The following is a 15926-nucleotide window of genomic DNA, read 5'->3' as shown; positions in this document are numbered from 1 at the left end:
TCTACTCCTGTATATTTGGTTGTTCCGGCACTGCGGGCAGTTTTGATTTTTCCAACTGGGAATAAAAATTATTAATGCCTTTTGATATAACATCCGCAATATTATCCTGATATAACGGGTCTTGAAGATTTTTAAGGTCTTCACTGTTGGATAAAAATCCGCATTCCACGATCGTTGCACAGATTGGGGCATGCTTTAAAATATAGATACTCCTATCGGCAACTTTAGATTCACGTTTATTTTCAGGCTGAAGGTCTTTAACTGCACCCTGTATGCATTCGCCCAGCAGTTTCCCCTCTTTTGCATTTTGTGAATAAAAAGTCTGAAGACCTTTATACTGAGACTGACCGAATTTGTTGCAATGGACGCTTACATATATAGCCTCCGGGTGAGTTTTCATTAATTGAACACGCGCGCGCGTATCCTCGGCCTTGGAGGACGCCAGCGCAACGTCGTCACTTCTTGTCATTATGACCGCAATTCCCTGTTTTAAAAGTATTGTTTCAAGTTTTTTTGCGATCGAAAGGTTTATATCCTTTTCAACAACGCCATTGTCGGCAACAGCACCGCCGTCAAATCCGCCGTGCCCTGCATCTATTATAACGGTTTTGGCGTCAGCGAGCGCAGGCGTATCTTTATGATATTGAGATATGCCGAGCAGGCAAATTGGAATAAAAATCAAAACCCCAAGAGTAATTAGTATAGTTCTTTTATTAATAACTAAAAACATTAGGCATCACCAATAAATCGTATTCGGTAAATATGCCCGCTATGCTTTTTATTTTTTCTTTTTTAGATTTCTTAAGTTTTTCTCGTTTAATATACTTTTTGCGGAATCGTTTCTAACAGGTTTGTTGAAAGCATTAAAAGAGCCTGCAGTAAAGCCGCGGACAACGCTTAATTCCCTATAGCCCAGGATATACGAGATGCCGAGCGTAAGAGGCGCAATCAGCGCCAGAAGGGCGATATATACTTTTGTACCGTGGTTTATAAAATATATTATAAATTCTATAAATGCGTAAAGCCATGTCCTTAATGCGATATTAAAGAAAGATGAGGTATTATTGTCGATATGGCTTAAAAAGAAACCTATGAGGAGTATTGCGGATGGGATAAAAGTAAAGGCGCCGGCAAGGAATCCTTTAAAATAATTCTCTTTTTGGTGATTGAACTTGACTTCATTTCTGTCACGAAGCCCCTGATTCCACCCGAATGAGTAATGTATAGAGATATAGATTAAAGCGTTAGCGAATGTCAATATCCACTTCAGTATGCCGCCTTGTGATATTATTCCGAAAGTTGCGCCGATAAGAAGACATATTATTGCTGCCATAACTGTAAACCATAGAGCTTTAAATAAAAATTTCAGCGTTGGGTTCATAGCATATCTCCGTATTTAAATTTTTTATAAAAAAACCGCATTAAAAAACCTTGTACTGCAAGGGCATTTTAATACGGTGATTTTTACTTACGCCTTTTTATTAAGCTGGCTGTTGTATTTTGCGCGAAGCTCCGTATCAAGAATGCGTTTGCGCATACGAAGATTATCCGGGGTAACTTCCAGCAGTTCATCATCATCGAGCAGTTCAAGATAACGCTCAAGACTCATAAGTCTTGGAGGAGTGAGCCTAAGCGCCTCATCCGAGCCGGATGCACGCATATTTGTAACATGTTTTTTCTTGCATACGTTTACAACGATGTCGCCTAATTTGTTGTTAAGTCCAACGACCATGCCTTCGTACACTTTTACTCCCGCGTCGATGAAGAGATCGCCGCGCTCTTGCGCGTTGTAAAGCCCGTATACGACAGATTCGCCGGTTTCCCATGCGACAAGGGCGCCGCGGCTTCTGCCAGGGACAGAGCCTTTTACAGGATAATATCCGTCAAACAGTGTATTCATAACGCCGTTGCCTTTTGTATCGGTTAAAAGCTCGCTTCTATAACCGATAAGTGCGCGGGACGAAATAAGAAATTTTATTCTGGTATAACCTCTGGAAACTGCGTGCATATCCTTCATTTCACCTTTGCGCTGAAGGATCTTGTCTATGACTGTACCAGTGAACTCGTCAGGAACATCTACAAACAAGAGCTCATACGGTTCGCATTCAACGCCGTCTATCTCTTTTAAGATAACATTAGGCTTTGAAACCTGAAATTCATATCCCTGCCGTCTCATATTTTCAATAAGGACAGATAAATGAAGCTCGCCGCGGCCGGAAACTTTGTATGTGTCGGCTGAATCCGTTTCCTCGACCTTCAAGCTGATGTTGGATTCAAGCTCTTTAAACAAGCGGTCACGCAGGTGGCGGGAAGTAACGAACTGCCCTTCCCTGCCCGCGAACGGGCTGTTGTTTACGCTGAAGTTCATGCTTAAAACCGGCTGATCGACTTTTATGAACGGAAGGGCTTCGGGATAATCGTTTGCACAAATCGTGTCACCGATGTTTATGTCAGTAACGCCGGAGATTGCAATCATGTCGCCGAAGAACGCCTCTTCCTCAGGCACTTTTTTAAGCCCCTCATAGGTGTATAACGCAGAAATTTTTCCGTGATCTATATCGCCGTTCTGGCGGCAGACAGAGATGTTCTCTTTATTTGAGATCTTTCCGCGGTTGATACGACCTATAGCTATTCTTCCGGTGTATTCATCATAGTCTATATTGGAAACGCTCATCTGGAACGGACCTTCCTCATCGCCCTGCGGTGACGGGATAGTCTCAACGATCATATCAAAAAGCGCTTTCAAATCGTTTGTCGGGTCTGTCGTAAGACTTGCCCATCCGTCACGCCCGGAAGCGTAAATAACGGGGGAGTCAAGCTGTTCATCAGATGCCTCAAGGTCGATCAGAAGCTCAAGCACCTCATCTACGACCTCATATGGACGGGCATTGGGCCTGTCCACCTTATTGACAACTACAATAGGCTTAAGGTGAAGATCAAGGGCTTTCTTTAAGACAAATCGCGTCTGAGGCATACAGCCCTCGAATGCGTCTACGAGAAGCAATACTCCGTCAACCATGCTGAGGCTGCGTTCAACCTCACCGCCGAAATCGGCGTGTCCCGGTGTGTCAACTATGTTTATCTTAATTCCTTTATAAAAAAGAGAGGTGTTTTTCGCAAGTATCGTGATGCCCCTCTCACGTTCAAGATCATTGGAATCCATGACCCTTTCGGCAACGACTTCATTTTCCCTAAAAGTGCCGCTCTGCTTTAACATTGCATCCACCAGCGTAGTTTTGCCGTGGTCAACGTGCGCAATAATTGCGATATTTCTTATATTCTCTTTATCCAAAAATGTCAACTCCTTAACGAAAAAACAGTATACCACAAATACGGTAAATAGGCAAGAAAAAGGTATATGTGTATCTTTTTAATATATTATTTTAAATAAATTTTTTTAATTTAAATGAGATTACCGAGATTAACCGGGAAAATGCGATGTCATACAGCACAAAAGTAACGTTATAAATAACAAAGAATAACGCAAGCGTATGCCCCAGTTCGTCTGGCATTTTGAATACAAACTTAGCTGCAAAATATAAAATAGTTATATCGGCGTTGAAAAACGCAAGTTTAATGACCCATTCCCACAAAAGGTTACCAAGCCTCTCGATATAATTCTTTATGAAGGTGTATGGCCCGAAAAACGCAACGTAAACCAGGGCAGTATCTTTGCCCGGAATAAGAAGAAGGCTCAGCACTGAAACTGCTATAAATACTAAAAAAGCAGTTTTTTTACCGCTGTGCAGTATCACTAAAACAAGAGCGCAGCCTGCCGCCGCTGCAAATCCGAACTGTCCGCTCGGAATAATCGCGGAAAGGAACAGAACGGCAACCGACAGCGCCGCCACTATGCCCCCATATGCGATCTGTTCAGTAAATCCCTTTTTCATATCAGCAGCATGGAATAAGGTCGCCGCCGCAGGATTCACACAGACAGTCGGCACACCAAAGCTGAGCACAGCAGTTGCATAATTGATCGTTATTGTTGCCGTAATTTCTATATCCGCCGAAATTTCCGGCGCTTTGAGATATATTGTTGTATGCGTTGGCGTATTCGGCGTTTGATGGGTCAAGCGAACATGCAGTGCCGAAATGACCACGAGCCTCAAAAACCCAGCCCTTTTTATAAAGGGCACTGCCCATCAGAAAATGCCATTCGGCGCCGCGCTCGCGAGCCGAAACGGCATTAAGACGGTTTATTGCCTCATCAGCCTGACCTCGCATTATGGTTTCACGAATATCGGGGTAATTCGATGAACCTGTTCCCTGCCATCCGCCGCTGTAAGTGCTTTGTCCCCTATCCCCGCTTGCGCGTTTATTCATGATCTCGTCGTATGCTTCGTTTACTTCCTTCATCTTCTCGTTTGCAAGATCGGCTAAAGGATTTCCTGCGTAATTGTCGGGGTGATACTTCTTTGCAAGTTCGCGATAGGCGTTTCTGATCTCTTCATCAGATGCTGACGGGGAAACGCCAAGCACGCTGTACGGGTCTTTCATTGTTTGTTTTCCTTTCCGAAAAGAATTTGTTTTTGTTTCATGGGAAGCCCCATATATATTATGTTATCGAGTAACCCCTTATATGGTCCCGGTTCGAGCAGCTCATAAGCGCGGGAAGCGAGAACAAGGGAATCGGTAAGCGTTGTGCTGATAGCGTTTTTATCGTTTTCAATCCCGATTAAAGGGTTGAAACGCCCGAGCTTTTTATCATCTTCAAGATCGTCGCAGGCGTCGATGATGTATATCCAGCGCCCGATATGATAGCCAAGCTGAGACAGAACGGACTTATATTTCTCGTCTGACGGCAGTTCTTCAAAAACTGTCATCAGCATTTTCGCAAAATTATCGGCATATCCGTCAAGGGATAAACCGGCGTTTTTTTCATCTTCCCTTAGTTTGCGTGTCAAATCCAAGGCGTATTTATCAAGCTTGGGGTAGATTTTTTTTGCTTTTCTGCGCATTAGCGAAAACGGAATTATAGCAAGCAGTGATTTTATATATTTAAAGCTTTTTTCATCGTTAAGATCGTCCAAAAGCTTGCTGTAAGTGAAGATCACGCTTGTAAAGGCGCTATACTTGACAGACTCTCCGCCGAGAAATTTGCGCTTTTTCATTGGATTTAACATGCATCTTCCGGTATATATGTGACTTCCGCTGCTTTGAACTGCAAGACCGACGAGCGCAAGAAATGCAAAGTCGTAACTTAGATTTAACCGTGAAGTAGGACCGAACTGCCGGCCCAGTTCTTTGCAAAGTCCGCAATAAATCCCCCTGTATGCCTCATACTCGCATACCTTAAGGTCGCTCTTGCAGATCGTAACATAACCAAACAAAAATCGTCACTCCTTTGCCGCTGTGTAATTTGCGTCAAGGACTGCCTTTAGATATTTGCCGGTATATGATTTCGGATTTTTAGAAACTTCTTCAGGAGTACCTTTTGCGATTATCTGACCGCCCCTTTCCCCGCCTTCGGGGCCAAGGTCGATAAGATAGTCGGCAGTTTTGATAATGTCAAGGTTATGCTCAATAACAACGACTGTGTTGCCGCTGTCGACAAATTTCTGAAGCACCTCGATAAGTTTATGGACATCGTCCATATGAAGCCCTGTTGTCGGCTCATCGAGTATATATATTGTTTTTCCGGTCGGGCGGCGTGAAAGCTCAGTCGCAAGCTTAACCCGCTGTGCCTCACCGCCGGACAAGGTTGTTGAAGGCTGTCCGATCTTAACATAACCTAAGCCGACGTCATACAATGTTTGAAGCTTTCTTTTTATTTTAGGAATGTTTTCAAAGAATGATAGCCCTTCTTCAACGGTCATATCCAGCACTTCACTGATGTTTTTGCCCTTATATTTTACCTCAAGTGTTTCTCGGTTATAACGGTGACCTTTGCAGACCTCGCATGGAACGTAAACGTCGGGCAGAAAGTTCATTTCATACTTTATGATGCCGTCGCCCTGACACGCCTCGCATCTTCCGCCTTTAATATTGAAGGAAAACCTTCCGCTTGAATAGCCGCGCATCTTCGCCTCAGGCACCGATGCGAAAATTTCACGGATATCGCCGAAAACGCCGGTATATGTCGCCGGATTGGAACGAGGTGTTCTGCCGATCGGCGACTGGTCGATATTGATGACCTTATCGAGGTTTTTTATGCCCTCTATGCTTTCACAGTTGGTATGGTGGTAACGTGCGCCGTTGAGAATATGGGCGAGATTACTATATAACACCTCGTTGATAAGGGAGCTTTTGCCCGAACCAGAAACGCCTGTAACACAGGTGAAAACCCCAAGCGGGATTTTGACTGTGACGTCTTTAAGGTTATTCTGCACAGCACCCTTGACAGTTATAAATTTTCCGTTCCCTTTCCGGCGCTTTTCAGGCACTTTAATTACTTTCCTGTGTGAAAGATATTGCCCTGTAATTGATTTTTCATTATCCATGATTTCCTCGACCGTGCCGGCGGCGACGATTTCACCGCCGTGGATGCCGGCGCCAGGACCAACGTCGATTATATAGTCGGATTCAAACATTGTTTCCTCATCGTGTTCAACGACGATAAGCGTGTTGCCGAGGTCACGAAGACGCTTAAGAGCGTCGATAAGCTTTTGATTGTCGCGCTGGTGAAGCCCGATACTGGGCTCGTCAAGTATATATATTACACCTGTTAAAGATGATGATATCTGTGTTGCAAGTCTTATGCGCTGGCTTTCGCCGCCGGAAAGCGTTCCCGCAGAACGTGACAATGTTAGATAGTCAAGCCCCACGTTTTTTAAGAATGTAAGGCGATCTACAAGTTCTTTTATTATCTGCTTTGAAATAAGCTGTTCTTTTTCAGTAAGCTTTAAGGATTTAATGAACTCAAGCTCGTCAACGATTGACATATCTGTAAGGTCTATTATGTTTTTTCCGCCGACAGTTACGGCAATGCTCTCTTTTTTAAGACGCTTGCCTTCACAGGTCGGGCAGGGATTTGATGACATGCAATTTTCAATTTCCCGACGCATAAAATCACTGGTTGTTTCTTTAAACCGGCGCTCTAAATTATTGACTATACCCTCAAAATCGGTGTTATAAGTGCCGGTTCCATACTCGTTTACTCGTGTCATTTTTATTTTTTTGCCCTGAGTTCCGTAAAGAACAACATTCTTTGCTTCCTCGGGCAGATCCTTATACGGAACGTCAAGCGAGAAGTTATATTCTTTTGCAAGTGCCTCATAATACATTTCGGCAATGGTGCCGCCGTAAATAAAGTTCCATCCTGAGGCTTTTACGGCACCTTCACGTAAACTCAGGTTTTGGTTTGGAACCACTAGGTTTGGGTCGATCTTTAAAAGTGAGCCGAGCCCCCCACAAGTCGGGCACGCGCCGAATGGATTATTGAACGAGAACATACGCGGCGTCAGCTCATCAATGCTTATGTCATGTTCTTCACAGGCAAAATTCTGTGAAAAAAGCATTTCTTCGCCGCCAATAATATCGATAGTGACTATGCCGCCTGTAAGAGATGTCGATGTTTCGATTGAATCGGCAAGGCGGCGGCGTATCTCAGGCTTTATAACCAGACGGTCGACAACGATCGAGATATTATGTTTTTTGTTTTTCTCAAGTTTAATCGATTCGGTCAGCTCATACATTATGCCGTTGACCTTGACGCGCACAAAGCCGCTTTTTTTCGCGTCCTCGAACACTTTTACATGCTCTCCCTTGCGTGCGCGGACGACCGGAGCAAGTACCTGTATACGTGTGCCCTCTGGCAGAGCGAGCACTTTATCGACTATCTGGTCTACTGTCTGCTTAGTAATTTCCTTACCGCAGACCGGACAGTGCGGAATACCAATGCGCGCGTAAAGCAGACGCATATAATCGAATATCTCCGTCACGGTTCCAACAGTCGAGCGCGGATTTTTTGAGGTTGTTTTCTGATCGATCGAGATGGCTGGGGACAGCCCGTCTATAAACTCAACGTCCGGCTTGTCCATCTGACCAAGAAACTGGCGGGCGTATGCGGAAAGAGACTCGACATAGCGGCGCTGACCTTCCGCATAGATCGTGTCGAACGCAAGCGACGATTTGCCGGAACCGGAAAGACCGGTCACGACCACCATTTTGTCACGCGGGATCTTTACGTCGATATTCTTTAAATTGTGCACCTTGGCACCTTTTATTGTGATGAATTCCTTTGCCATTAAACTTTTCCATCCTTAAGCTCTGCAATTTTATCGCGAAGATAGGCGGCGTGCTCGAATTCAAGCAGTGTCGCCGCATGTTTCATTTCTTTTGTCAGCTTTTCTATAAGTTCTTCACGCTTTTTGCGTGACAATTTGCCGGTTGTTTCTTTTTCTGTTTCTTCCTTTGAAGAGATGTCTATAATATCTCTGACGCCTTTTGATATGGTCACAGGAGTTATGCCGTGTTCTTTATTATACTGCTCTTGTATACCTCTGCGTCGGTTCGTTTCGCTGATGCAGAAGTCCATTGAATCGGTTATTTTGTCGGCGTACATTATAGCAAGACCTTCAGAATTTCGTGCGGCTCGTCCTACTGTCTGAATGAGTGAGGTTGCCGATCTCAAAAAGCCTTCCTTATCCGCGTCGAGGATAGCGACGAGAGAAACCTCCGGGATATCGAGCCCTTCTCTTAAAAGGTTTATGCCGACAAGAACGTCAAACTTGTCCATGCGGAAATCGCGGACGATCTCCATTCGTTCTATCGTTTCTATATCATGGTGCATATAGCGTATCCTGATGCCGATGTTCTCCATATACGCCGTCAGATCCTCTGCCATCTTTTTGGTGAGCGTTGTGACAAGCACCTTGGCTTTTTTCTCGACTCTGATTTTGATTTCGTGCAGCAGGTCGTCGATCTGTCCCTTCGTCGGGCGGACCTCAATAACCGGGTCTAACAGTCCTGTTGGGCGGATTACCTGCTCAACCGTCTGTTTTGAGCGTGAACGCTCAAATTCACCGGGCGTTGCACTGACATATACGACCTGATTGAGCTTTGATATGAACTCGTCGAAGTTGAGCGGTCTGTTGTCATATGCGGACGGAAGCCTGAAGCCAAACTCTACAAGGTTTTCTTTTCTTGAACGGTCGCCGCCGTACATGCCTCTAACTTGCGGAAGCGTTACATGCGATTCGTCTATGAAAAGAAGAAAGTCTTTAGGGAAATAATCAAGCAGCGTATAGGGCGTTGAGCCGGGTGCCCTGCCGCTTATTATACGGGAATAGTTTTCGATGCCGCTGCAAAATCCTATTTCACGCAGCATCTCAAGGTCATATTTCGTGCGCTGCTCGATACGCTGAGCCTCGACAAGCTTGCCACGGCTTTTGAAAAATGTGACCCTGTCTTCCATTTCTAGCTCTATTTCACGCATTGCTTGATCGAGCTTGTTACGCTGAACGACATAGTGTGATGCCGGGAATATCTCAGCGTATTTATGCCTTGCGATAAGTTCGCCTGTCAGAACGTTTATTTCTGTTATACGCTCGATCTCGTCACCAAAAAACTCTATTCTCAGCACCGTATCGGTCGAACCTGCGGGAAAGACCTCAAGCACATCGCCACGTACACGGAACTTATTGCGTATAAAATTGATATCGTTTCGCTCATACTGGATATCGACAAGACGGCAGATTACCTCGTCCCTTCCCTTTTGCATGCCTTCTTTGAGCACAAGGATAAGGTTTTGATATTCGGCAGGATCGCCGAGACTGTAAATGCAGGATACGCTTGACACTACGATTACATCACGTCTGTCAAACAGAGATGAGGTGGCACAGTGTCTCAGCTTATCTATTTCATCGTTGATCGAGGAATCTTTCTCAATGTACAGGTCGGTCTGCGGGATATATGACTCAGGCTGATAATAATCGTAATAGCTTACGAAATATTCGACAGCATTGTTCGGGAAAAACTCACGAAACTCACTGCAAAGCTGGGCGGCAAGCGTTTTGTTATGCGCAAGCACAAGAGTTGGGCGCTGAACCTTTTGTATTATATTAGCCATGGTAAAGGTTTTGCCGCTTCCCGTAACGCCCAAGAGCGTCTGTTCCGGATAGCCGTTTACAACGCCGTTTGCGAGAGCGTCTATAGCCTCTGGCTGGTCGCCCGACGGCTTATATTCCGAAACAAGTTCAAAATCCATTGTATCCTCCAGTTTAAAAATGCAGAAAGTGGCTTTCCGCGAAACTGATAGTGTCGTTATCAGCCACTATGATATGATCTATTAGCTTAACGTTCATAAGGTCTAGCACTTCTTGTATTTTTCGTGTCGTCGCTATATCCTCTGCCGAGGGAAGCGCTATCCCTCCGGGGTGGTTATGAGCAATTGCGACTGCGGAAGCGTTGAACCTGATGACGGTCTCAACTATTTTACGGATATTGATGTCGGTCGAATTGACCGTTCCCTCAAAAATTGTATCACAGAAAAGCACCTTGCGTTTATTATCAAGACACATAAGTACAAACATTTCGCTTCTTTTGCCGATAAGCTTTGGAAGCACGTTCTTTATGATTCTTGCGGGAGAGTCTATCGGTTCAAGACCTTCGACCTCTCTGCCGCGGCTCTCAATGTACTTTTTGCAGACTTCAGGAATCAGCTTGATAAAAGTAGCCGCATTTTCACCGACGCCTTCAACTTCGCATAGCAGCTCATACGGCGCGTCGAGCACATTCGCAAGACTGCCAAATTCTTTTATCAGTCTATGAGCTGTGGTGTTCGTGTCTATGCGGGGAATAGCATAGAAGAGCAGCAGTTCAAGCACGTTATGCTCTTCAAAATCCTTTAGTCCGCTGCTTAAAAATCTGTCTTTAAGCCGCTTTCTATGACCGTCATGCATAAGATCTGTCCTTATTTAAGTTTTCTGCTGCCGTGTTTTACGAGCGGTATGCCCGTTTTGCAGACGGGGCAGTTTTCTGCTTCCCAAGATTCAACGTCAAGGGATATTACAGAAGCAAGTTTGCATCCGAAATCTGTTTTTCCGGCCGAGCGGTCAACGATTACGCCGACACCTGCCGGAACGCCGCCCGCCTCTTTAATAAGATCTATTACTTCTTTAACAGAGCCTCCGGTCGTTACCACGTCTTCAACTACAAGCACACGGGTTCCCGGTTCCACATGAAAGCCGCGGCGCAGCTTCATCACGCCGTCTTCTCTCTCAGTGAAAAAATTCTGGACATGAAGCTGGCGGCTTACCTCGTAAGCCATCTGGACAGCGCCCATTGCGGGCCCGATAACAAGCTCTATATTATCGTCCTTGAATTTCTCGGCAAGTGCGGCGCACAGTTCTTCACTGTAATTTGGATGCTGAAAGATCTTAGCGCACTGGAGATAACGATTGCTGTGTCTGCCGGATGTAAGCAGAAAATGTCCCTCAAGAAGAACGCCGGCATCTTTCATTATTTCTAAAACTCTTTGCTCTGTTAACATTAATTGTACCCTCCAATAAAAAGCATTACTTGATTAATTATATAATAAATTTGTAAACTAATAAATAGCAATATCGAAAAATGCAAAAATTTGTGCTAAAATAAAAAAGCGATATTTTTTATCTTGTAATGATTGCCGGGGAAATACGGCTGAACGGAGCATATATGAAGGAATTCACAATAAACCAGAACGATGCCGGCCAGAGGCTCGACAAATTTATAACCAAAACTGTTAAAAAGCTGCCCCTAACGCTTGTTTACAAATATCTTCGTCTTAAACGGATCAAGGTTAACGGCAAAAGGGCTGACGCCGCAACCCGCCTGAATGAAGGCGACACTGTTCAAATGTACATTAACGACGAGTTTTTCGAAGAAAAGGAAAATGAGAATGCGTTTTTGAAAGTCAAACCTATGCTTGACGTTGTTTACGAGGATGAAAACATATTGCTTGTATACAAGAAAAAAGGGCTTATCGTGCATTCGGACGATAAAGAGGATTTTAACACGCTTATAAACCACATAAAGGCATATCTCTATCATAAAGGGGAATTTGACCCTGAAAAGGAAAACTCATTTACACCCGCTTTATGCAACAGGATCGACAAAAATACGGAGGGGCTCGTGCTGGCGGCTAAAAACGCCGAATCACTAAGGATTTTAAACGAAAAGATAAAAAAGCGTGAAATAAAAAAATCTTATGTATGCATTGCGCACGGCTTGTTTTCAAAAAAAAGCGGGACTTTTAAGAATTTTCTTTTGAAAAACGAACGTGAAAATCGTGTTTATGTTTATGAAAGGCCTGTTCCCGGCGCAAAGGAAAGCATTACAAAATACCAAGTTATCCGCGAAAAAGAGGATTTATCATTAGTTGAGGTTGATCTTGTTACGGGGCGTACCCATCAGATAAGGGCACAGTTTGCAAACGCCGGACATCCTTTGCTGGGGGATGCCAAATACGGCACTGCCGAAATCAACAAGCCGTTTGGTGACAAGAGTCAGGCTCTTTGCGCATACAAGATAGAGTTCAAATTCGAGACGGAAGGAGAAATCTTAAGTTATTTGAATAATAAATGCTTTAAACTTGAAAATCCGGCTATTTTCCAAAGATTTTCTGATATTTACAAAAATTGATTGACTTTTTTCATAAATAATTCTATATTTGTATTTAATATAGTGACCCCGATTTGTTGTCGTAAAAAGGAGAAATTGCAGAGAATGGACGATAACCCGATCATTGAGCTTGTTAACATCACTAAAAGTTTCGATGGTGAGGCTGTTTTAGAAAATATTAACCTTAAAATTCAAAACAGAGAATTTCTGACATTGCTCGGACCCTCAGGCTGCGGAAAAACTACCATGCTTCGCATTATAGGTGGTTTTGTCTATCCTGATGCCGGTGATGTCTTTTTTAACGGGCAAAAAATTACACAGCTGCCGCCTTATAAAAGAAACGTCAATACTGTTTTTCAAAAATACGCACTATTCCCTTTTCTTAATGTTTATGAAAATATAGCTTTCGGACTTCGAATAAAAAAGAAGCCGGAACAGGAGATTAAAGAAAAGGTCGGTCGAATTCTTTCTATTGTTAATCTCAGCGGGTATGAAAAAAGAGACGTAAATTCACTTTCGGGCGGGCAGCAGCAGCGTATTGCCATTGCACGGGCGCTTGTGAACGAACCTAATATCCTGCTTTTGGACGAACCTCTCGGCGCATTGGATCTGAAGCTTCGCAAAGGAATGCAGATAGAACTTAAAAACATCCAGCGACAGCTTGGCATAACGTTTGTATATGTCACCCATGACCAGGAAGAGGCGCTGACGATGAGTGACACTATTGTTGTTATGAACGGTGGTGTTATACAGCAGATAGGAACGCCGCAGGATGTTTACAATGAGCCGGTAAACCCCTTTGTTGCCGATTTTATCGGCGAAAGCAATATACTTCATGGTGTCTATGGCGATACATACAGCGTCAGTTTTGCAGGCAATACATTCAAATGCGTGGATACTGATTTTAAAAAGAACGAAAATGTCGATGTCGTCATACGCCCTGAGGATCTAAAAATCACAACGCCGGACAAGGGGCAAATATCAGGATCAGTCGAGTCTGTCATCTTTAAAGGCGTTCATTATGAAATAATCGTCGATCAGGGCGGATTTAAATGGATGATTCATTCCACCTCTGCGGCGGAAAAAGGAACCAAACTAGGGCTTTTCTTAAACCCTGACGACATCCATATAATGAAAAAGGGAGGGCTTGTATGAAGCGCTCTGCTTTCGCCTACCCATACCTTTTTTATGCGATGATTTTCTTTTTGGCTCCCCTGCTTTTGATCGTATACTACAGTTTTACCACTCATACCGCAATGCATACCGTTTTTACGATAGAACATTTTAAGCGTTTTTTTGACTTTAAAAATCCGCAGTATATGGTTGTGCTGCTCAAATCATTTAAAATATCATTTATAAGCACAGCAGCATGCCTGATTATAGGCTATCCGATGGCATTTATCCTTTCAAGGCTGAAGCCGGGCGTTCGCGGGATTCTTTCGATGCTTTTCATCCTTCCCATGTGGATGAATTTCCTGCTTCGTACATATGCATGGGCAACGCTTCTTGAAAAAAACGGTATTATAAACATGGTTTTAACGGCGATAGGTCTTGCGCCGATCAATATCATGTATACCGATACGGCAGTAATAATCGGACTTATTTATAACTTCCTGCCATTTATGATTCTTCCGATTTACAATATGCTTACTAAGATCGACGGCAGTCTTGTCGAAGCCGCGGAGGATCTCGGAGCTTCGCCGTGGAGGACTTTTTGGAAAGTAACGTTCAGACTTACCCTTCCCGGCGTGATGTCCGGAATAAACATGGTTTTTATGCCTGCCGTAACTACGTTTGTAATTTCTCAGCTTCTAGGCGGGAACAACTCCATTCTCATAGGCGATGTCATTGAGAAACAGTTTAAAGTGGCGGACGACTGGGGATTCGGGTCGGCTATGTCAGTTATAATAATGGCACTCGTTCTGCTGTTCATGGCTTTGTTTTCGGGCTTTGACAAGCAGGGCGAGGAAGACGGTATGGTTTTATGAAAAAACACCGTCTTACTAACATATTTGCGGGAACATATTCTGTTTTTGTGTTTTTATTTTTATATGCCCCGATTGTCGTTTTAATGGCTACGTCGTTTAACGACTCCAAGTTCCGAAACAAATGGGGCGGATTTACGCTTAAGTGGTATTCTGACCTCTTTCACGATTCGGTCATTATGACTTCGCTGAGGAACACGGTGCTTCTTGCCCTGTTTTCAGCGGTTATTGCAACTGTGATCGGAACATTTGCGGCGATTGGGATTTATTATCTGAGAAAAGGCATAGTAAAAACAGCGCTTATGAATTTGACCTATATCCCTATGCTGAGCCCTGATATCGTAACGGGTATTTCGCTTTTGCTTCTTTTCACATTTTTCGGGATCACACTCGGTTTCAAATCCCTGCTGCTTGCGCACATAACGTTCAACATACCCTATGTAATACTTTCGGTTATGCCTAAGCTCAGGCAGATGAACCAGTTTACATATGAGGCGGCACTCGACCTTGGGATGAGGCCTTTTCAGGCTGTAAACAAGGTGATAATCCCGGAGATCTTTCCAGGGATCATTTCAGGGTTTTTACTTGCGCTTACTTTGTCGATAGATGATTTTGTCATAAGTTTTTTCACGACGGGTCCGGGGGTTTCGACTCTTTCGATAACGATATATTCTATGACGCGCAGAGGCATAAAGCCTGAAATAAACGCCCTTTCAACATTGATGTTTGCAACAGTTTTGACTCTGCTTATCATAATAAATTTAAGAAACAGCAAAATGGAAAAGGCTGAAAGTTTAAATAATGGAGGGAACCGATAAATTGAAAAAGAGTATAAAAATTCTTGCGCTCATACTTACTGCGATTATGATAATCGGGGTTTTGCCCGGCTGCGGAAGCAGCAAACAGGTTGTCAAGGTTTACAACTGGGGCGATTACATCGATCCGGATGTACTTAAGCAGTTTACAAAAGAAACAGGCATAAAGGTCGTTTATGACACATTCGAGACAAACGAGGATATGTTTTTAAAGATAAAAAACAGCGGCGGGTATTCATACGATGTCGCTATCCCCTCGGATTATATGATCAAAAAGATGATAGACAACGACATGCTTGCCGAAATCAATTATAACAACGTGCCGAACTTCAAAAATATTGACTCCAAATTCCTCAATATGTCATATGACCCGGAGAACGCGTACTCCATACCTTATCAGTGGGGAACCGTCTGCATTGCTTATAATGACACAATGGTGACCGACCCTGTCGACTCATGGGACATACTTTGGAATCCAAAGTATAAAAAGAAGATTTTTATGATGAACAGCGAACGTGATTCCATCGGGGTTGCACTTTTATCTCTCGGCTATTCGCTTAATACCGAGAATCCGGAAGAGCTT

The 15926-nt window shown here is 43.8% G+C and carries 15 protein-coding genes; 5 read left to right on the top strand and 10 right to left on the bottom strand.

Annotated elements, in window-relative coordinates:
- Window position 1: 1 nt before the first annotated feature.
- The 10 genes from Q8865_02355 to pyrE all read right to left on the bottom strand — a co-directional run bounded on the left by Q8865_02355 (window position 2) and on the right by pyrE (window position 11434).
- On the bottom strand, window positions 2–730 hold the full coding sequence (locus tag Q8865_02355; protein MDP4152270.1) for an N-acetylmuramoyl-L-alanine amidase: 729 nt from the start codon (window positions 728–730) through the stop codon (window positions 2–4).
- Between the two features lie 48 nt (window positions 731–778).
- Window positions 779–1381 carry a hypothetical protein gene (locus Q8865_02350; GenBank protein MDP4152269.1) on the bottom strand — a complete coding sequence of 201 codons (603 nt, stop codon included), beginning with the start codon at window positions 1379–1381 and terminating at the stop codon, window positions 779–781.
- A gap of 87 nt (window positions 1382–1468) precedes the next feature.
- The gene (gene typA, locus Q8865_02345) at window positions 1469–3292 is read right to left on the bottom strand and encodes a translational GTPase TypA (GenBank protein ID MDP4152268.1); all 1824 of its coding nucleotides are present in this window, start codon (window positions 3290–3292) and stop codon (window positions 1469–1471) included.
- Between the two features lie 91 nt (window positions 3293–3383).
- Entirely contained in the window at window positions 3384–3893 is a 510-nt protein-coding gene (locus Q8865_02340) for a hypothetical protein (protein ID MDP4152267.1), read from the bottom strand.
- A 1-nt stretch (window position 3894) separates the two neighbouring features.
- Window positions 3895–4500 carry a DnaJ domain-containing protein gene (locus Q8865_02335; protein ID MDP4152266.1) on the bottom strand — a complete coding sequence of 202 codons (606 nt, stop codon included), beginning with the start codon at window positions 4498–4500 and terminating at the stop codon, window positions 3895–3897.
- A complete protein-coding gene (locus tag Q8865_02330; GenBank protein MDP4152265.1) occupies window positions 4497–5333 on the bottom strand; it encodes a DUF5685 family protein in 837 nt (278 codons plus the stop codon). Before Q8865_02330 ends, Q8865_02335 begins: the two co-directional genes overlap by 4 nt.
- 6 nt (window positions 5334–5339) lie before the next feature.
- Window positions 5340–8189 (bottom strand): excinuclease ABC subunit UvrA, encoded by a 2850-nt coding sequence (uvrA, locus tag Q8865_02325; GenBank protein ID MDP4152264.1) that lies wholly within the window; start codon window positions 8187–8189, stop codon window positions 5340–5342.
- Window positions 8189–10150, bottom strand: coding sequence for an excinuclease ABC subunit UvrB (gene uvrB / locus Q8865_02320; GenBank protein MDP4152263.1), 1962 nt, complete (start codon window positions 10148–10150; stop codon window positions 8189–8191). The genes uvrA and uvrB overlap by 1 nt, the downstream gene beginning before the upstream one ends.
- A gap of 13 nt (window positions 10151–10163) precedes the next feature.
- Window positions 10164–10844, bottom strand: a complete 681-nt coding sequence (gene radC, locus Q8865_02315) for a DNA repair protein RadC (GenBank protein MDP4152262.1) — start codon at window positions 10842–10844, stop codon at window positions 10164–10166.
- Window positions 10845–10855: 11 nt separating this feature from the next.
- Entirely contained in the window at window positions 10856–11434 is a 579-nt protein-coding gene (pyrE, locus tag Q8865_02310; GenBank protein MDP4152261.1) for an orotate phosphoribosyltransferase, read from the bottom strand.
- A gap of 164 nt (window positions 11435–11598) precedes the next feature.
- Here pyrE and Q8865_02305 point away from each other — a divergent pair, with 164 nt between their 5' ends.
- The 5 genes from Q8865_02305 to Q8865_02285 all read left to right on the top strand — a co-directional run.
- Window positions 11599–12564 (top strand): RluA family pseudouridine synthase, encoded by a 966-nt coding sequence (locus Q8865_02305; protein MDP4152260.1) that lies wholly within the window; start codon window positions 11599–11601, stop codon window positions 12562–12564.
- Between the two features lie 84 nt (window positions 12565–12648).
- On the top strand, window positions 12649–13698 hold the full coding sequence (locus Q8865_02300; protein MDP4152259.1) for an ABC transporter ATP-binding protein: 1050 nt from the start codon (window positions 12649–12651) through the stop codon (window positions 13696–13698).
- Window positions 13695–14531 (top strand): ABC transporter permease, encoded by an 837-nt coding sequence (locus Q8865_02295; GenBank protein MDP4152258.1) that lies wholly within the window; start codon window positions 13695–13697, stop codon window positions 14529–14531. The genes Q8865_02300 and Q8865_02295 overlap by 4 nt, the downstream gene beginning before the upstream one ends.
- The gene (locus Q8865_02290) at window positions 14528–15346 is read left to right on the top strand and encodes an ABC transporter permease subunit (GenBank protein ID MDP4152257.1); all 819 of its coding nucleotides are present in this window, start codon (window positions 14528–14530) and stop codon (window positions 15344–15346) included. The genes Q8865_02295 and Q8865_02290 overlap by 4 nt, the downstream gene beginning before the upstream one ends.
- Before the next feature lies 1 nt (window position 15347).
- Window positions 15348–15926: spermidine/putrescine ABC transporter substrate-binding protein (locus Q8865_02285; GenBank protein MDP4152256.1), on the top strand; the 579-nt coding region annotated here is incomplete at its 3' end.

The sequence above is a fragment of the Bacillota bacterium genome (assembly GCA_030705925.1).
Lineage (GTDB): Bacteria > Bacillota > Clostridia > Oscillospirales > Feifaniaceae > JAUZPM01.
The sequence above is the reverse complement of the archived record's forward strand: the minus strand, read 5'-3'. Positions and strand labels throughout refer to the sequence as shown.

Coding starts and splice junctions, on each gene's coding strand:
- Q8865_02340 (MDP4152267.1), bottom strand. CDS start 3,893: ATGAAAAAGGGATTTACTGAACAGATCGCATATGGGGGCATAGTGGCG.
- Q8865_02350 (MDP4152269.1), bottom strand. CDS start 1,381: ATGAACCCAACGCTGAAATTTTTATTTAAAGCTCTATGGTTTACAGTT.
- Q8865_02355 (MDP4152270.1), bottom strand. CDS start 730: ATGTTTTTAGTTATTAATAAAAGAACTATACTAATTACTCTTGGGGTT.
- Q8865_02305 (MDP4152260.1), top strand. CDS start 11,599: ATGAAGGAATTCACAATAAACCAGAACGATGCCGGCCAGAGGCTCGAC.
- uvrA (MDP4152264.1), bottom strand. CDS start 8,189: ATGGCAAAGGAATTCATCACAATAAAAGGTGCCAAGGTGCACAATTTA.
- radC (MDP4152262.1), bottom strand. CDS start 10,844: ATGCATGACGGTCATAGAAAGCGGCTTAAAGACAGATTTTTAAGCAGC.
- pyrE (MDP4152261.1), bottom strand. CDS start 11,434: ATGTTAACAGAGCAAAGAGTTTTAGAAATAATGAAAGATGCCGGCGTT.
- Q8865_02295 (MDP4152258.1), top strand. CDS start 13,695: ATGAAGCGCTCTGCTTTCGCCTACCCATACCTTTTTTATGCGATGATT.
- uvrB (MDP4152263.1), bottom strand. CDS start 10,150: ATGGATTTTGAACTTGTTTCGGAATATAAGCCGTCGGGCGACCAGCCA.
- Q8865_02335 (MDP4152266.1), bottom strand. CDS start 4,500: ATGAAAGACCCGTACAGCGTGCTTGGCGTTTCCCCGTCAGCATCTGAT.
- Q8865_02290 (MDP4152257.1), top strand. CDS start 14,528: ATGAAAAAACACCGTCTTACTAACATATTTGCGGGAACATATTCTGTT.
- Q8865_02300 (MDP4152259.1), top strand. CDS start 12,649: ATGGACGATAACCCGATCATTGAGCTTGTTAACATCACTAAAAGTTTC.